The organism is Paenibacillus sp. ACRSA (genome assembly GCF_022346845.1).
GTDB lineage: Bacteria > Bacillota > Bacilli > Paenibacillales > Paenibacillaceae > Paenibacillus.
This window is the reverse complement of the sequence record NZ_JAKRNP010000010.1, coordinates 1-18,981: the sequence shown is the minus strand read 5'-3', so window position 1 is coordinate 18,981 and position 18,981 is coordinate 1. Positions and strand designations below refer to the sequence as shown.

The 18,981-nt window shown below is 47.4% G+C and carries 8 protein-coding genes and 1 rRNA gene; all 9 read left to right on the top strand.

The window, feature by feature from the left end:
* Nucleotide 1 precedes the first annotated feature (1 nt).
* Complete coding sequence (locus MH215_RS22905; protein ID WP_239293488.1) at nucleotides 2–6,460, top strand: non-ribosomal peptide synthetase; 6,459 nt, start codon at nucleotides 2–4, stop codon at nucleotides 6,458–6,460.
* A gap of 74 nt (nucleotides 6,461–6,534) precedes the next feature.
* Nucleotides 6,535–10,458 (top strand): non-ribosomal peptide synthetase, encoded by a 3,924-nt coding sequence (locus MH215_RS22900; protein WP_239293487.1) that lies wholly within the window; start codon nucleotides 6,535–6,537, stop codon nucleotides 10,456–10,458.
* Nucleotides 10,459–10,810: 352 nt separating this feature from the next.
* The gene (locus MH215_RS22895) at nucleotides 10,811–12,145 is read left to right on the top strand and encodes an ABC transporter substrate-binding protein (RefSeq protein WP_239293486.1); all 1,335 of its coding nucleotides are present in this window, start codon (nucleotides 10,811–10,813) and stop codon (nucleotides 12,143–12,145) included.
* Between the two features lie 50 nt (nucleotides 12,146–12,195).
* Complete coding sequence (locus MH215_RS22890) at nucleotides 12,196–13,146, top strand: carbohydrate ABC transporter permease (RefSeq protein ID WP_239293485.1); 951 nt, start codon at nucleotides 12,196–12,198, stop codon at nucleotides 13,144–13,146.
* Nucleotides 13,143–13,991 (top strand): carbohydrate ABC transporter permease, encoded by an 849-nt coding sequence (locus tag MH215_RS22885; RefSeq protein ID WP_239293484.1) that lies wholly within the window; start codon nucleotides 13,143–13,145, stop codon nucleotides 13,989–13,991. Before MH215_RS22890 ends, MH215_RS22885 begins: the two co-directional genes overlap by 4 nt.
* A 24-nt stretch (nucleotides 13,992–14,015) precedes the next feature.
* A complete protein-coding gene (locus MH215_RS22880; RefSeq protein WP_239293483.1) occupies nucleotides 14,016–15,863 on the top strand; it encodes a cache domain-containing sensor histidine kinase in 1,848 nt (615 codons plus the stop codon).
* Nucleotides 15,860–17,464 carry a response regulator gene (locus MH215_RS22875; RefSeq protein ID WP_239293482.1) on the top strand — a complete coding sequence of 535 codons (1,605 nt, stop codon included), beginning with the start codon at nucleotides 15,860–15,862 and terminating at the stop codon, nucleotides 17,462–17,464. Before MH215_RS22880 ends, MH215_RS22875 begins: the two co-directional genes overlap by 4 nt.
* 50 nt (nucleotides 17,465–17,514) lie before the next feature.
* Nucleotides 17,515–18,066 carry a GNAT family N-acetyltransferase gene (locus tag MH215_RS22870; protein ID WP_239293481.1) on the top strand — a complete coding sequence of 184 codons (552 nt, stop codon included), beginning with the start codon at nucleotides 17,515–17,517 and terminating at the stop codon, nucleotides 18,064–18,066.
* Between the two features lie 826 nt (nucleotides 18,067–18,892).
* A 16S ribosomal RNA gene (locus MH215_RS22865) occupies nucleotides 18,893–18,981 on the top strand; the annotation flags it as partial.

Sequence of the window (18,981 nt, the reverse complement as noted above, 5' to 3'; positions counted from 1 at the left end):
CATGAAGAACAAAGATGTTGTCGATATCTATCCTCTGTCGCCGATCCAACAGGGAATGCTGTTCCATTCCCTGTACGATCAGGGTATACAGGCTAACGATACGTACCTTACTCAGATCAATCTTGAAGTGGAGGGTTCGCTGAACCTGGACATGATGGAGGAAGCTTGGAACATTTTGATTGAGCGGCACTCGGTTTTCAGAACCCGATTTCTATGGAATAGCACAGCAGAACCTTTGCAGGCGGTATATCGCCAGGCAAGGATTACACTTGAACGGCATGATTGGCAAGCGCTTGAAACTTCAGACAGAGAAGCTGCTCTGGCACGTTTTCTTACCGAGGATCAGGAGCGAGGTATTGATCTAAAAAAGGTTCCTTTAATGCGAGTATCCCTCATTCAGTGGGAAGAAGAGCGCTACAATATGGTGTGGATGTGCCACCATCTGTTATTTGACGGGTGGAGCTTCTCTGTAGTACAGGCAGAGTTGCTTCATATATATCAATCGTTGGTACGTGGGCAACAGATACAGTTACCAGAGGTGCGTCCTTATAGGGAATTCATTCAATGGCTTCGAAATCAGGATGCTGGGGCGGCTGAATCGTTCTGGAAACAGGAGTTACAGGGCTTTGATTCACCAATTCAGCTCGGAATGAAGCTGGGCGGAAGTGCGGCAGAAGGGGCTTCATCAGCTCAGCATGACTTAATCATTCCGGAGGAGTACACTGCTGCGATCAAAAAACTAGCTACAGAGAGCCGTATCACGGTGAACACCGTGCTTCAAGGTGCATGGGCTCTTATGCTGAGCCGGTACAGCCAGGAATCGGACGTGCTGTTCGGCGTAACTAGCTCAGGACGTGGAGCAGAGCTTGAAGGTGCTGAGCATATGGTAGGTCTCTTCATTAATACGTTACCATTACGTATCCAAGTAGATGGAGAGCAGGTTGTCCGTGATTGGCTCCAATCTGTCCATCGTAGACAGTCGACCATTAGACAGTATGAGCATACCTCTCTCGTAGATATTCGTAACTGGAGCGACGTACCGCAGGACCAACCGTTATTCGAGACACTGTTTGTTTTTGAGAATTATCCTACACCGATTGACGACCAGCCTGGTGAGGAATTGGTAAGGATTACGGAAATCAAGGCTGCGGAGAAAACGAACTTTCCGATCACCGTATCTCTCTCACCAGCAGAGTCGGAGTTACATATGAAGGTGATGTATAAAAGCAACCAATTCGATGCCGAATGGATCGAGCGTTTATCCGGTCATTTCATGGAACTGCTGCGCCAAATGGCGGCAACGCCGGATCGTTCACTTGCTCAGTTAGGCATGGTGACTGCTGCAGAACGCCAGCAGCTACTGGTCGATTGGAATGAGACGGATCAAGCCTATGATTGGAGCTGTCTTGTACACCAACTGGTGGAAGAGCAAGCGGCTAAAGCGCCCGAAGCACTCGCTGCAACGGACGCGGATCGAAAGATTACGTATGGTGAGCTGAATGAACGGGCGAATGTCTTGGCGCACACTCTCCGTAAGCGGGGCGCACGTCCGGGGAGTTATGTGGGGGTCTGCACGGAGCGTTCGGTTGACTGGTTGGTTGGCATGCTTGGAGTGTTCAAATCAGGAGCCTGTTATGTGCCGCTAGACCCGACTTATCCTGAGGAAAGACTGGCTTACATGATGGCAGATGCCAATGTTCCATGGTTAGTCACCCATTCAAACGTGCTAACTCAGCTGACTGTAGCACCAACGGTTGAGGTGCTGTGTCTAGATCGGGAATCGGAATGGTGGGCTTTGGATAACGGAGAGGACAGTGAGGGCAGAGAAAGAAGTAAGAGCAGTAAGGATAGTGAGTATAAAGCTAATCCCGAGCCATGGGCGACCGCGCAAGATCCAGCCTATGTGATCTATACGTCGGGTTCTACGGGACAGCCTAAGGGTGCAATCCTTCGTCATCAAGGCTTGCTGAACGTTGTTTTGTGGCACCAAGGTCGGTTTGGGACAAGCCCAGCAGACCGTGGCGCTCAGATCGCGCGGATGGGCTTTGACGCTTCCTTGCTGGAAACCTGGCCGCTGCTCTGCTCCGGAGGCAGTGTGCATCTGATGGAGCAAGAGATCGTGCTGAACCCCGAGGGATTGCAGCACTGGCTGCTGGATCACCAGATCACCTTGAGCTGCTTCTTGCCTCCAGTGGTCGCAGAGCAGCTGTTGCCACTCACCTGGCCGCAGGATGGTTCATTGCGAGCACTGCTCGCAGGGGGTGAACGACTGCAAATGCGTCCACCAGCGCATCTCACCTTTGATTACGTAAACATCTATGGGCCAACGGAATGTACGATTCTCAGCACCGTGTCTACGGTAGAGGCGGAGGATGGTAGCTTTACCCCTCCATCGATTGGTGGAGCACTTCCGAATACACAATTGTACGTATTGGACGCCCACCAGAATCCAGTACCTCGGGGGGTACCAGGAGAGTTATACATTGGCGGGGTTGGAGTCGCTAACGGTTACTTGAACCGGGAGGAGCTGAATGCCGAGAAGTTTGTGGCACATCCGTTCCGTTCTGGGGAGCGCTTGTATCGAACGGGTGACTTAGTGAAATACAACCCGGACGCCACCTTGAGCTACATCGGTCGTGCGGATCATCAGGTGAAAATTCGGGGATTCCGCATCGAATTAGGTGAGATCGAGTCGGTGTTAGTGGGTCACCCAGCAGTGCATAGCGTCATTGTACAGGCACGGGAAATAGAAGAAACAGGGAAGCAACTGGTCGCTTACATTGCAACCCAGCCTGAGGCCTCCCTTGGCAAAGCCAATGCCGTAATCGTCAACGAGCTGCGTGAATACATGAAGCCGAAGCTACCGCAATTCATGTTGCCTGCGGCATGGGTGGTACTGGATCAGTTCCCTGTAACACCAAACGGCAAGGTGGATCGGAAAGCCCTGCCTGAACTAACGCCGAGTGAGCTGTATAGTGCACAGGACTATGTGGCTCCGCGTCATCCGGTGGAAGAGATGCTGGCGGGAATCTGGTCAGATGTGCTGGGGTTACAGCGAATTGGTGCGCATGATCATTTCTTCGAGCTTGGCGGTCATTCCCTCTTAGCCACCCAGATCGTATCTCGGGTGAAGAAGTTGTTTGGCATTGAGTATCCACTTGCTCAAGTCTTCCAACGTCCGGTGCTCTCTCAGATGGCGAAGCGGATTCAGGAGCTCCGCAGTACCGAAGGTGGGCAAGATGTTGCTGCGACATCCAGTATGGTGGATGTCACACGTGAACAGAATGTACCGTTATCCTTTGCACAGCAGCGGATGTGGTTCTTCGAGCAAATGTATCCAGGGAACCGAAATTATCATATCCCTTCCCTCTGGCGTCTGAATGGTTCTGTTCAACGGGAGGTACTGGAGCGTAGCATCCATGATCTGATCCAAAGGCATGAGTCACTACGAACCTACTTTCTTTCGGGAGAAAGAAACGAACCGCTACAGCTGGTGCAGCCTGAGATCCCGTCGGTGCTGACCTATATGGATCTTCAAAATCACCCAGATGCACTCCAACAAGCAATGAATTGGATTACAGATGAAGGAGACCAGGAGTTCTCGCTGCGTCAGGGTCCGTTGCTGCGTGCAGCCTTAATTCAGCTAGCGCCTCAAGAGTACGTGCTGGGGGTGACTATGCACCATATTATCTCCGATGGATGGTCTATGGGTGTCTTCATCCGTGAGTTGAGTGCATTATACACAGCTCATTTGCTCGGAGAGGCTGCGCCTCTTGCAGAACTTCCGATTCAATATGCAGATTATGCGATCTGGCAGCGGAAGTGGCTTAGTGAAGGTGTGATGGATCGCCAACTGGTTTATTGGAGGCAACAGCTACAGGATGTGTCCGTTCTTCAATTGCCAACGGATTATCCTCGTCCGGCTGCTCAGACATTTGAAGGGGCAACGGAACGATTCCATATTGCAGAGCCCCTCCTGGCTGAACTGAAGAAGCTGAGTCGCCGTGAAGGCACGACGTTATATATGACACTTTTATCTGCATGGAAGATTCTACTGCACCGGTACACCCAACAGGATGACATTGCCGTGGGTACACCAATTGCTAACCGGAATCAGGAGGAGACAGAAGGGTTGATTGGCTTCTTCGCCAATACACTTGTACTCCGATCTCAATTTGCAGGTAACATAAGCTTCCGCCAATTGTTAACCCAAGTGAAGGAAACGGCGCTACAGGCTTATATGCATCAGGATGTTCCTTTTGAGAAGCTTGTTGAAGAATTGCAGCCTGATCGAGACACCGGTCATACGCCATTATTTCAAGTCCTCTTTACTTTGCAAAATACACCTGCAGATGAATTCAGTATTCCTGATGTTCATGTACATTCCATTGAGCTTCAGGGGAATACAGCACTGTTTGATCTTTCTCTTATTATGGAGGAGAAGGAGCAAGGACTGGGTGGTGACCTGATCTATAATACGGCTTTGTTTGCTGGCGCAGGAATGAAGCGACTCGTACAGCATTTTCACATTTTGTTAGAAGGAATCGTGGCAAATCCGGATCAAGCAATGAATGAGCTTCCTCTTCTATCCAAGGAAGAACAGCATCAGCTCATTGTTGAATGGAATCAGAACCAACGTAATTATTCCTGGGAACGTTGCGTCCACGAACTCTTTGAAGCACAAGCCGCTACAGCACCTGATGCGCTTGCCGTGTCGGACGGAGACGAGCAGCTACGTTATGGGGAATTAAACCATAAGGCGAATCAACTGGCTCATGAGCTGCGTAACAGAGGTGCTAGACGGGGAATGAATGTCGGCGTTTGCATGGAGCGTTCTACAGACTGGCTGATTGCCATGATCGCTGTATTCAAATCTGGTGCATGCTATGTACCGCTGGATCCAACCTATCCAGAGGATCGGCTTCGTTTCATCATGGAGGATGCCCAGGTAGGGATACTGATTACAGGAACGACCCTAATGGATCAGCCTTCGGCAACTGTAGCTGAAGTCATCTACGTAGATCAAAGTGAGCCATGGATGCAAGGGAATCACGGAAATCCTGTGCCAGCATCTACTGCCGATGACATTGCTTATATTATTTATACCTCAGGTTCAACGGGCAAACCGAAGGGAGCTATGCTGAAACACAAAGGGTTGCTAAATGTGATCTTCTGGCATCACGAACGCTTCGGTATTACACCTTCGGATCGAAGTGCGCAGGTTTCAAGAATGGGCTTTGATGCTTCGTTGCTAGAGGTGTGGCCGTTCCTCACCGCGGGTGCCAGTGTTCATCTGATGGAGCAGGAAGTTGTTATGGATGCACAGGTATTACAGCAGTGGTTCCTGAATAAAGGCATCACGATAGGGTGTTTTTTGCCACCTGTTATTGCCGAGCAATTGCTTGATTTAACGTGGCCTCAGGACGGTGTATTCCGGTCTATTATGGTTGGTGGGGATCGTCTTCAGCTTCGTCCACCTGCAGATCTTCCGTTCGAATATATCAATATTTATGGGCCAACCGAGTGTACTATCTTTAGTACCGAAGGGCGTGTGGCTAGTCGAGAGACCACTAATCAAGCTCCATCCATTGGGTGGGGATTGCCGAATATCACGTTATATGTGTTAGATCCACAGCTTAATCCGGTTCCGATTGGTGTTCCTGGAGAGTTATACATTGGTGGAGTTGGTGTTGCTGCCGGCTATCTGAATCGTGAAGCGTTAACTGCCGAGAAGTTTATCCCGCATCCATTCCAGATTGGAGACAGATTGTACCGGACAGGTGATCTGGTGAAATTGAATGAAGATGCTTCCCTTGAATTTGTCAGCCGGGTAGATCATCAGGTGCAGCTTCGAGGGTTCCGGATAGAGCTTGGGGAGATTGAGTCTGTTATATCGAGCCATTCATCCGTGCAGGCAGCTCTTGTATTGGTGAAAGAAACCAAGCAGCATGGTTCGCAATTGGTCGCTTATTTGACCGGAAGGGATACTCAGGTTCCTGTTGTTGAGGATATAAGAGATCATGTAAAACGCAAGCTTCCGCACTTTATGATTCCATCGGCATGGGTGGTAATGGATGAGTTCCCATTGACTCCGAACCGGAAGTTAGATCGCAACGCATTACCTGACCCAGTTGGTGATGAGGCTTATGGCGTGAAGGAATACGTCGCTCCCCAGAGCCCGCTGGAACAGGTGATTGCCGAAATTTGGACAGAGGTATTAGGTGTATCCAGAGTAGGGATTCATGATGACTTCTTTGCACTTGGGGGACATTCGCTCCTTGCTGTACAGATGATCTCCAGATTGAATGCCAGACAGGGCACTGACGCCAAGTTAGCCGATTTATTTGGTCAGCCGATTCTACAAGCGTTCGCAGGTAAGGTAGAGCAGCAACCTTCTGCCTCCAGCACACTTACTCCAATCAAACGCATATCACGGAAAGCCCAAACTGTTCAGCCGTAAAGTGTATGTTCGAAAAGTCCGCCAAAGCGGACTTTTTGAATAACCTTCTAAACCTAGCGACAGGAGGAACTGTATTGAATACACATCTGAGTGATGAAGTGCATGATGATGTCTACGTCTTTCCACTATCCTTTGCCCAGCAGAGACTATGGTTTATTCAACAGCTCGACCCGGATAGTTCCGCTTATCATATGAATTCGTTATGGAGACTAGAAGGAGAGCTTGACGTAGATGTGCTACAACGCAGTGTTCAAGAATTGGTCGATAGGCATGAATCACTAAGGACGTTTTTTCGAGAAGAAGAAGGAACGGCTGTCCAATGTGTGGCGGAACGACTTCACTCTTGTGTCGATGTCATTGAATTAGCCCATGCGAATGAGCAGGCTGCTGTGGACTGGATATCAAGAAGAGCGGCTGTTCCTTACGAGATGTCGGAGGGGCCACTGTTCAGAGCGGTGCTTTTCCCTTTGGAGCCTAAGAAGTTCGTTTTCTCAATAATGATGCATCATATCATCTCGGATGGCTGGTCTATGAATGTACTCATGAATGAATTGAGGGTTCTATATAGTTCTTTCCTTGATCATCAGCCTTCACCGCTCCCTGATCTACCCTTACAGTATGCGGACTATACGATGTGGCAACGTGAACTATTAGAAGGAACATTATTAGACACTCAGTTGGACTATTGGAAAAATAAACTCAAGGGAGCCGAAGTGCTTCAGCTTCCAACCGATACACCTAAACTTCCTTTTCAGTCTGCCCGTGGCGGAAAACTGGAATTTACCGTGGATTCATCTCTGATTCAATCGCTAAGACAAGTAGCTCAACAAGAAGGTGCAACGCTATATATGGCTATGTTGACAGCCTTTAAGCTACTACTCCAGCGGTATAGTGGGCAAGTTGATATTTCGGTGGGTACAGTGAGTGCGAATCGTAATCGTGAGGAACTCGAAGGGGTATTCGGCTTTTTTGCCAATACACTTGTTATTCGTTCGCTACTCTCTGCGGACACCGGTTTCAGATCGCATTTGCGGCAGGTCAAGCAGAATACGATTGAGGCTTATGCCCATCAGGATGTTCCTTTTGAGAAAATAGTAGAGGCACTGCAGCCGGATCGTTCTATGACCAATAATGCGCTGTTTCAGGTTTTTTTCAGCATGGCATCCTTTGCCGAGGCTTCGATTGATATGGCAGGCGTATCGTTGGTTGAGCTTGAACCGGAGGTCGATACGGTTTCCTTTGATCTGACGCTAAGCCTGCAGGAGCAAGGCGATTGTGTAAAAGGCACTTTTTTATATCATGCTGATCTATTTAAAGAGGCGACCGTAGGTAGAATGGCTGATAGTTTTGGCGTGTTGTTACAGAGTATTGTTCATTCGCCTAATGAGGCAGTCGGTCATCTCCCTATACTATCTGAGCATGAATTGCATAAGCAGCTTGTGGGATGGAATGATACGGAGCGTGATGTGCCAGAGATCAGCATTCATGAGTTGTGGCAGCAAAAGGTGAAGGAAACTCCGGATGCACTAGCCGTCACATGTGGTGGGATGCAACTGACTTATATTCAATTGAACCAGCAAGCTAATCAATTGGCGAGGTATATGCAGGAACGTGGTGTGCGTGAACATGATCTTGTAGGGATATGTCTCGACAAATCTGTGCAGATGGTTGTATCCATTCTGGCTGTTTTCAAAGCGGGTGCAGCATATGTGCCTATAGATCCTAGTTACCCTGCAGAACGGTTGTCTTACATGCTTCAGGACGCTAGTCCACATACGATGGTGGTCAACAGTGCTGATCTGAAGCACGTATCAATGAATTCGATGAACGTCATTTGTCTGGATCGTGACTACGAGCAGATTAGTCTGGAGTCTATCAAGGATATAGAATCTACGGTAGCCTCCGACAGCATGGCGTATGTGATCTATACCTCAGGTTCAACAGGGAAACCGAAGGGTGTAATGATTGCTCATCGGGGTGTTGTTAATCTAGCGCTCGACAATATCGAGACCTTCGCAGTGACACCTGCGGATCATGTTATGCAGTTTGCATCATTCAGCTTCGACGGATCGGTGTTCGAGACGATGACGGCTCTACTGTCTGGGGCAAGTCTTCATATCTATCAGCGGGGTGAAGATCTGGGAGCATTTTTGCAAAGACAGCATATTACATTCGGGGCATTCCCACCCTCTGTTCTTGCCACATTGGAGGAAGAAGAGGTTGCGAATCTACGTGTGATGATTGTAGCTGGGGAGAAGTGTCCCGCAGAGCTGATTGAAAAATATAACCAACGTAACCGGATGTATAATTCATATGGTCCGTCTGAATCAACTGTAGCAGCCACTGTATATCAATACCGAGTGGAACAGCCGGATTCCATTGGACGACCGATTACCAATAGTCGTGTATATATATTGGATCAGTATCTTCAACCTGTGCCTGTTGGTGTGCAGGGTGAGATCTATATCGCTGGCCGGGGACTAGCACTTGGGTATCTGAATAAACCTGATTTAACCGCTGAACGTTTCGTGGAGTCCCGCTTTCATACGAATGAGCGGCTGTACAAGACCGGTGATCTGGGGCGTTATTATACGGATGGAAGTATTCAATTCTTAGGAAGAACCGATTATCAGGTGAAAATTCGTGGGTTTCGGATTGAATTGGGTGAGGTGGAGGCAACGCTCGCAGAGCATCCCCATGTGGATGAGGTGTTGGTGGATGCGCGAGCCAACCATCTGGGAGATCAGACATTGGTTGCTTACCTGGTGCTTAAAGAGAATTATGCGTGGGATTATGGATCGCTGGAGAAGTATGCACAGGAGCGATTACCTGTTCATATGGTGCCAAGCCATTGGGTGTTTGTGTCAGAATTCCCGCTCACACCGAATAATAAAATTGACCGTAAAGCATTGGCCGACCCTGTATGGGAAGATGAAGCTACGATGGATACAGAGCTAACCCAAGAAGAGGCGCGGCTACGTGACTTATGGGTGGAGGTACTCGGGTCAGGCAACTCGATTGGGTCGAATAGTAATTTCTTTAAGTTAGGCGGGCATTCGTTGAAAGCTATGCAGTTGATTAGCAAAATCAATAAATCGTATGGTGTGCAACTGACAGTGAAGCAGTTGTTCATGTACCCAACATTGTCTCAATTGGCAGTCAGTATTCAGAAAGGGATCATCTACGAAACGAATCAGATTCGTGTTCCTTTGCAGACAGGAAGAGGGGAGAAAACCCTCTTTGTGATCCACCCCCAAGGTGGGGATGTGCTTGGTTATCTGGATCTGGTACGTCAATTGGAGGATGATGTAACGGTCTATGGCTTACAGGCTCGGGGGTATAACTCGGAAGAGACACCTTTAACGACAATTGAAGATATGGCTCAAGCCTATCTGCAAGAAATGGATCAGGTTCAATCCCGTGGACCGTATCATATCTTAGGTTGGTCATTCGGCGGTTACATTGCAGTAGAGATCTCCCGACTGCTGGAACAACGAGGGGATGAAGTGGCACTACTGGGTATCGTCGATGTCCCTGCTGAAGCGATAAAAGCAGGAGCAGACTCTCGATCCACCTCAGTTCCATCGCTCAGCATGTGTGCGGCAACACAACTTGGATTGACCATGGAAATGCTGGATGGCGAGGTCGAGGAACATGATCTGGCGCAGATCTATGCACTTGCCAAGAGGTGGAATAGGCTTCCGCCAGGTTTGACAATGGAGCAGATGACACGCAATGCACGGATTATGGTTGTGAACCAGAGAGCTATTGAGAAATATATATTGAAAGGTAAACTACGGACTGATATTCATCTATGGTATGCTTCGCAACCGACAGACACGCATCAGGTTATTCATCCCTCGGGGTGGCATGGTTTGAGTGTAGGCAAGGTTTACGCACAGGAATTGGCGTGTAATCATTTTTCGATTGTAACCAATCCGTATGTCCATGTTATCGCGGAAAGGCTGAATCACTTTGTTATGATGGTGCACTCGTGAGCATTAGGTAGGTTAGGATATTCATAGCCCCTTAGTATTTCCTACGGCGGCTGTGGGTATCTTTGTTTTTTCTCTTTTTGGTGACCTATCTCTTGAAAATACCTTGAACCTATTGATTAAATGAACCTGCTATAATACCATATCCATGAAGATTAACCTCCACCTAAATACTCATGCTGATCTTATCAGAGATACAGAAGCTCATGTGTGATTCGAAATTCCCCTTGATGTAACAACCCCTTACTTTTTTGACAGGAAAGCTTACTTTTGTTTATGTCATGTGCGGCGATGGATCGTTACAATAGGTTTTGTAAGCGATTTCATAAAAGCAAAAAGGGGAGGAATTTCATTCATGATGATTAAGAAAAAGTGGGTAACCCTGTTCTGCCTGTCCCTGTTATTGTTCGCTACAGCCTGTTCTGGAGGGTCTTCCGGTACAACGGCTTCTTCTGATGAAGGAGGCAAAGGAGACACCTCAGGTAAGATTGAACTTCGTATGACCTGGTGGGGATCACAGACCAGACATGATCTAACAACCAAAGTGATCAAATTGTTTGAAGAGAAGCATCCGGGCATCACCATTAAACCTGAATATTCAGGCTGGGATGGTTATTTTGATAAGCTGACCACGCAGGTAGCCGGTTCTAACGCCCCAGATATCGTACAGATGGATTACGCGTTTCTGACGGATTTTGCTCGGCGTGGTGCCTTGCTTGACCTGACTCCGTATGCAGATAGCCAAGAGCTGCGGACTAAGGATCATGACCAGAGTATGATCACAGCCGGATCGATTGATGATAAATTGTACGCCATTACCTTAGGAGTCAATGCACCAGGTGTCATTTATGACGCTACCGTATTCCAAGAGTTAGGCATTGAAGAGCCTCAGGAGAGCTGGACATGGAAGGACTTTGAAGATATGGCGACTAAGATTGCTGCAGCCAAAGGGGATGGATTCTACGGTTCTGCAGATATTTCTGGAGCAACGAATATGTTTGAAGTATTTATCCGGCAAACGGGAAAAGGATTGTTTGACGGAGGCACAATCACAGCGACGAATGAGGAGTTACAGCAGTGGTTTGAGATGTGGGCTGCCCTACGTGAGAGTGGAGGCGCAACTTCTGCGGAGGTGACGGCTTCTACAACGAACGCACTGGAGACACGACCGATTTCACTTGGAACAGCGGCAATGGATTTTGCATGGTCTAACCAATTGCTGACGTTCCAGCAGGTGAACAAAAATCAGGATCATAAACTCGCCATCCAAGTACTTCCTCACGGTGCGAATGAAAAGCAAATCGGCGAATATCTGAAACCAGGTCAATTTCTCTCCGGTTATGCCAAAACGAAGCATCCAAAGGAAGTCGCTATGTTCATTGACTTTATGGTAAATGACCCAGAGGCAACGGCAATTCTAGGCTCAGAACGTGGTGTGCCAGTCAACGCAAGCATTCGTGAGCAGATGCAGCCAACTTTACCAGAAGCAGAACAAGCTATTTTCCAATTCATTGATACCGTATCGAAGCATTCCAGTGAGATCGACCCGCCATACCCGCAAGGATTCGCTGAGGTGGACACAAGCTTCAAGAGCACAAGCGAGCAGATCGCCTTTGGTCAGGGCAGCATGCAGGATGTCATTGCCCAGTTTATTGAAGGTGCCAAAGCTACGCTTGGATCGAGTCAATAACGAGTGAAGCTGTTCCAGACTTTCTAATTCTGCGGGGAGGTTGCGATAAGATGACTACATCACAGGTCAGTCAAGCTCGAATCGAGAATGTAGCCACCCGGCGAGTGAAACGAAGATACGCGCATAACGGAGCTGCCCTTCTGTTTCTCGCCCCATGGCTTGTTGGATTGTTATTTCTGACCCTAGGTCCCATGCTGGTATCGTTGTATATTTCCTTTACCGATTATAGTATCCTGGCCGCCCCTTCCTGGGTCGGTCTGGACAACTACATGACGATGTTTACATCGGATAAGCTGTTTATCCAGTCGCTCAAGGTCACGTTCACCTATGTTGCCGTATCGGTACCGGTCAAGCTTATTTTCGCATTACTTGTCGCCATGCTGCTCAACAAAGGCATACGTGGACTCGGCATTTACCGAACAGTGTATTACATCCCGACGCTGCTTGGAGGCAGTGTGGCGATTGCCATGTTATGGCGCAAAATGCTAGGCGGCGATGGGTTGCTTAACGGTATGCTTGCTATGGTGGGCATTAAAGCCCCGGATTGGGTTGCTAATCCGAAGTATGCTTTATATTCAATTGTACTATTATCCGTATGGCAGTTCGGTTCATCCATGATTATTTTCTTGGCAGGCTTGAAGCAGATTCCACCTGAATATGATGAGGCTTCAGCAGTGGACGGTGCGGGGCCTTTACGGAGATTCTTCTATATAACATTGCCGATCCTATCACCTGTCATCTTCTTCAATCTTGTCATGCAACTCATTACATCCTTTCAGTCGTTCACACAGGCCTTCGTTATAAGTAACGGTAGTGGAGGACCGGTGAATTCAACATTAATGTACTCTCTATACTTATACAAAAAAGGATTCTCCTTTTTTCAAATGGGCTATGCTTCCGCAATGGCTTGGGTGTTGGTTGTACTGATTGGGATATTTACATTGCTGGTATTCCGCAGCAGCAAACTGTGGGTGCACTATGAGGATGGTGGGAAATCATGATCGGACAACGAAATTCCGTTACTTGGGTGGTTGCCAAACATGTGTTGATCTCAGGCATCGCTTTTGTTATGTTGTACCCCATCCTCTGGATGCTGGGCAGTTCGTTCAAACCAGGACATATGATTTTCACGGAAACCTGGTTTTGGCCGAAGGAATGGAATTGGCACAATTATATGACTGGATGGTCGGGAATTCAGGGTAATCCATTCTCACGTTTTCTGACCAACTCCATCGTGCTGTCGCTGGGCGCTGTGCTTGGCAACGTTATCTCCTGCTCCATGGCAGCATATGCTTTTGCCCGTCTGAACTTTCGTTTCAAAGCGATCTGCTTCGGCTTGATGCTAATGACGATTATGTTGCCGCATCATGTCACGCTGATCCCACAATATATCCTTTTTAATCACCTGGAATGGGTGAATACGTATCTACCTCTCGTCGTGCCCAAATGGCTGGCAACGGATGCATTCTTCATTTTTCTCATGGTTCAGTTCTTCCGGGGGCTTCCGAAAGAGCTGGATGAGGCGGCCACTATTGATGGATGTGGCCCTGTGAGAATATACACCAAGATCATTATTCCACTTGCGTTTCCAGCACTGGTCACCACGATGATATTTACATTCTTATGGACATGGGACGACTTCTTCAGTCAGTTGATCTATCTAAGTGATGTAAGTAAATACACGGTGCCGCTAGGTTTACGTTTGTTCCTGGATTCCAGTTCCCAATCCGATTGGGGCCCGATGTTTGCCATGTCAGTGCTATCACTAGTGCCTTGTTTTATCGTATTTATCGTGTGCCAGAAGTACTTCGTGGAAGGAATCGCAACCTCCGGGCTTAAAGGGTAACTCCAAGACGAAACGAGTGATTCCATGAGGAAACGTGCATTATCCAGATGGTTTAATCAGAAGCTGCAACAAAGCAAGCTCTCCACGTTGATGGTGACTTGCTTTGTTGTATTTAACCTGTTGCTGGTGTCTGTCATTGTGTGGTTAGCATATCAATCCTTCTCCGCAGTCACATTCACCGAGATTAGTAAGGCTCGGCTAGCCCTTCTTAATGAGAGCACCCGTCGAGGATTTGATTTTATAACAGGGGTGACGGGGACTGCATACTCACTTACCAGCAATAGAGAGCTGTCTGCTCTCTTGGAGACCGCTGGCAAAGGCCGGTTGACCCAGATTCATCAGCGTCGCGAAGTCTCCAAAATACTGGATCATACGGTTGTCGTTAGCGAAGGTATTACGTTGGTGGAGCTGTACACAGATGCATTTAACGGTGTGGCGATAACAACAGAGGATCGGATCTACCCAGTGAATACGATTGCTGATGCCGAATGGTTTGTGGCGCTAGAGCAAGCTGATGGAGCCTGGGTGCCGCTTAGGGAAAATGAGTCTGGCCACTCGCTGATCGGGTATGCTCAGCGGATCTTTAACAGCCGTGGTAACACTGTAGCTTATGTTCTTATTCGGTTAAGTCGTGCCGATATTGTGCGCCGATTCGCAGATATGCCCATGGTGTTGGATGGGCAGGTACTGCTGGTCGATACCGCGGGTAACGTGATTATGCATATGGGTGATTCTGCACCTGAGGACCAGGCTTCTTCCAAAGTATCTGCACAGAACGTTATTCCGCTAGTCGACAGTGCCTGGATTCAAGAGCATGCCGAGCGTGGAGATGACGGGTTCGAAGTTGTATCCGGGCAATCTGGTAGCGCGCAGCTTGTACTGTATTCCCGCCCAGCGATGCTTCAATGGCGTCTGGTACAGACCATCCCTGTTCATATGCTGTTATCTCCAGTTAGAGAGGCAGGGTGGAAAGTGCTTGCGATTGCAGTGACAGGTCTGCTGTGTTCAGCGATACTTGCGTGTTTATTCGTGCGACGTATTGTTCACCCGATTCGTCAATTGATCAAACGAATGCGGCAATTAGAGAAAGGCGACTTTGAGACCCGGGTACAGCTTTCATTTACGGAGGAATATGCTCATTTAGCATATGGTTTTAACCATATGGCGTCCCAACTGACAACACTGATGGAGCAGGTGAGGGAAGAGAGTCGTGCCAAACGGGCAGCGCAGACAGGTTTGCTTGAAGCACAGATTAAACCTCATTTTCTGTACAATACACTCGATATGATCCATTGGCGTGCACTTGATTATGAAGCGAAGGATATCAGTCGTATGATTGTACAACTTAGCAAGCTGCTGCGAATCGGACTGAGTGGGGGGCGGTTGTTTATTCACGTGCGAGATGAACTAGAACATGCCCGTTGTTATGTTAGCATTCAGTCAGAACGATTACCGTTCTCCATCGATTATCAGGAAAGAATTGACCCGCGGGTTAGAGGGTATTACATTCCGAAGATTATTTTGCAGCCCTTTATTGAGAATGCCGTGATCCACGGATATCCTAAGGAAGACATGCTTCGAATTCGAGTGCATATTTATGAAGAGATTGGAGACGAAGGAACCCGAGTTCCATCAGGTATCGTAATTCGCATTTTAGATAATGGGCAAGGTTTGCCGGAAGGTTGGAGGATGGAAGATACGTCTGGAATAGGCGTACAGAATGTACATCAGCGAATTCAGCTTTACTGCGGGGCGCACTACGGGGTTCGTATAGGTGCAGGTGAGCTCGGTGGAGTCGAAGTGACCATTAAGTTGCCGCGAATCGAAACCGAAGAGCAGCTAAATCAGTGGTTGGGTGGTGAAAACAAATGAAGACGATCATGCTTGTAGACGATGACCCTCATATTATCAAAGCCTTAACGGATCACATTCATTGGTCTTCCCTCGGTCTTCGTATTGCCGGAACAGCTTCCAACGGGTTAGATGCGCTGGAACTATTTCATCATCTACATCCTGAACTAGTGATGACAGATGTGTACCTGCCAGGAATGACAGGACTTGAGTTGACGCAAGCACTGCGGAAAGAACACCCTCATCTGCCGATTATCATTCTGAGCGGATACGATGAATTCGAGAATGCCCGAGCAGCTATGCGCTGGGGTGTGAATCACTTTTTGCTAAAGCCTGCAGAGGTGGAGGAGATTGAGTCTGTGCTGCGTGATGTATTGCTGGAGCAAGATGTACGGGAGCGGCATGAGCGGCTAGAGCAGACATACAAACAGGAGATTGGACGAGTGCTTCCCTATTTGCGCAAACACTTTCTGCATGAATTGCTAACGACGCGGTATCGAGCAGACGAGCTGCCGGATGAACGTATAAGTTATGTAGGGATTCGTAAGGGCTCCCCAGTACGTGCCATCAGCCTACAACTAAATCGGCCTGGATTTCTAACGCGCATGAAAGAGCGGGATTGGCAGTTGCTACGCTACGGGGCAGCAGACATTATTCAGGAGACCATCAAGGCGCAGATCCCGCATATGCCTGATTGTCAGGTAGAAATTGTAGACTATTCCGATCGTTTATTTGTGCTACTGTTATTTGCCGAGAATGATGACCTTGAACAGGTTCAATCCCTTGTGGAGCAGATGATCGATCAGGTTTTCACGTACCTCAAGCTAGAATTGAGTGCTGGAATTGGTCGTGTGAAGGGTCACTTGTGCGAGGTGATGGATTCTTATCTAGAGAGTAGAGAGGCGCTGGAAGCAGCAGAATTTCAGGGAGGCAGCCGTGTATATCGTTATCAATCGTCAGAGGCAGCAGAAACTAGTGTGACGGATTATTCGCTTTTGCTGCGACAATGGAATGAAGCGTGGGTGGATATCCGGCCTGATCTGGCAGAAGAGGTATGGCATCATATCCGTAGTTTGCTGAATGGAGGGAGTTGTAATGGGATTCAGGATGTGCAGGTTGTGGCTGTGAGTCTGTTTGATACGCTGATTCATAGTTGGAATCGACATTATCCGATGCTAACACCTCCGCTCGCCATGAGTGATTTTTTGCAAGAAATTCAATCCAAGTATGCTCTGCAGAACCTGATAAGCTGGCTAGACGACATTATTCATAATTGGCTAGAGCAGACAAGGAAAGAGATGGGCGAGAAGAAGAGCAATAAACTCGTAGAACAGGTCAAACGATACGTGGAATTGCATTACGTTGAAGAGATCAGCTTTGAAGCGATCGCTAAGGGCCTTTTTGTGCATCCTAAATATCTGAGCCAGTTATTTAAAAGGGTGAGTGGAGAAAACTTTGTGAGTTATCTGAACGGGTATCGAGTCCAGAAGGCAATGGAATTGTTGCAGTCGGGGAATTACATGGTGTATGAAGTCAGTGAGATGACGGGATTCCGGAATGCGACGTATTTTAGCCAGGTGTTCAAAATGCTCACAGGTAAGAGTCCATCAGAAATTGGCTAGCGTGTGCAAATAACGAATGTAAATGCAGTGGAGAGGAAGGGTTAGTTTTTATGCTTCTTGAGCAGCAGGTATTTAACGTAAAAGGAATGAACTATTCGATCAGATCGGCAGAGGAAAAAGATGCTGGTGAATTATCTTCACTTCGTGTGCAGATTGATGGCGAAACCGAGAATATGGATCGTGAACAGGGTGAAGCGTACATTGATGAGGCAGGATTTGCGGGTATCATCCGGGTGGATGCACAGAAGCCAAGAAACCTATTTCTCGTGGCTGTGGTACAAGGTCGAATTGTAGGCTATGCGAGATGTGAGGGAATGGACTTAAAACGCTTTGCTCACAAGGTTGAATTCGGCGTATGTGTTGCGAGAGAATTCTGGGGGTACGGGATAGGGAAGAAGCTATTGGAGATATCTATTCATTGGGCAGATACGGCGGGTGTCGAGAAAATGACGTTGAACGTGTTAGGTACGAACGATAAAGCAGTAGAACTTTATAAGAAAGTAGGTTTTGAAGTCGAAGGAATTATGAGGAGAGATCGATTGCATGCAGACGGGCAGTTCTATGACACTATTGTAATGGGTAGGTTTAGATCTCAAGTGTAAGAGTAGGTGTGTTGAAAATGAGAAGCTAACGGGATGTGTGTATTGGAAGTAAGAGAAAGTGAAGTCTAGTAGGGTCTATTAGTAATGAGTAAAGTGTATTGAAGTAGAGTGGTCTAGTGAAGTCATAGATTAGCTCGACCTGGTCTAGCTTAGTCCAGATTAATGTGAAAAAAGTGTGCTTCTTCTATTATTCTCTCTATTACCTCTATTAATGAGGATTGGATGGTGAATATATTGTGGTCATTAAGTAAAGATATATTAGTGGATTGAGTTAATAGGTTTTATTACGAAGATTATATTAAAATAGAGATTGATGATGTTGTTGAAGGGTAATACGTTAGAACACTCTTAAATAACTAGTAGGCTTATATCTATTAATATAGACTGAAAGAGAGATGTTTAGGTACATGTGATCTATGATCTAGTTGAGAGTAAGTGAAGTGGAACTAGACTCAAAACTCAAAAGATAAATAAATTTGAAAAAAGAGTTGCATTAATTAAACTAGCATGGTATATTCTAATTCCGGCCAAGAAAACACGAGAAACACGGTGCGGCAAGCAAACAAAATAAGCTTCGAAAGAAACTTAAAAAAGAGCTTGCAAAGTTGGTTCGGATGTGATAAGATATAAAAGTTGCTGACGAGAACGAATGTCGGCGCTGAAACAAGTTTGATCTTTGAAAACTGAACAACGAGTGAGTAACGATCTTGCTTGCAAGATCGACGCTGAGAAATCGTACATGTCTTCGGACTGAATGATTTCAAAGCATAAATGAGATTTTTAATTTCGTCAGTTTCAAAATGAGCTAATCGCTCTTTTCAATACTTTATTGGAGAGTTTGATCCTGGCTCAGGACGAACGCTGGCGGCATGCCTAATACATGCAAGTCGAGCGGACTTGATGAGAAGCTTGCTT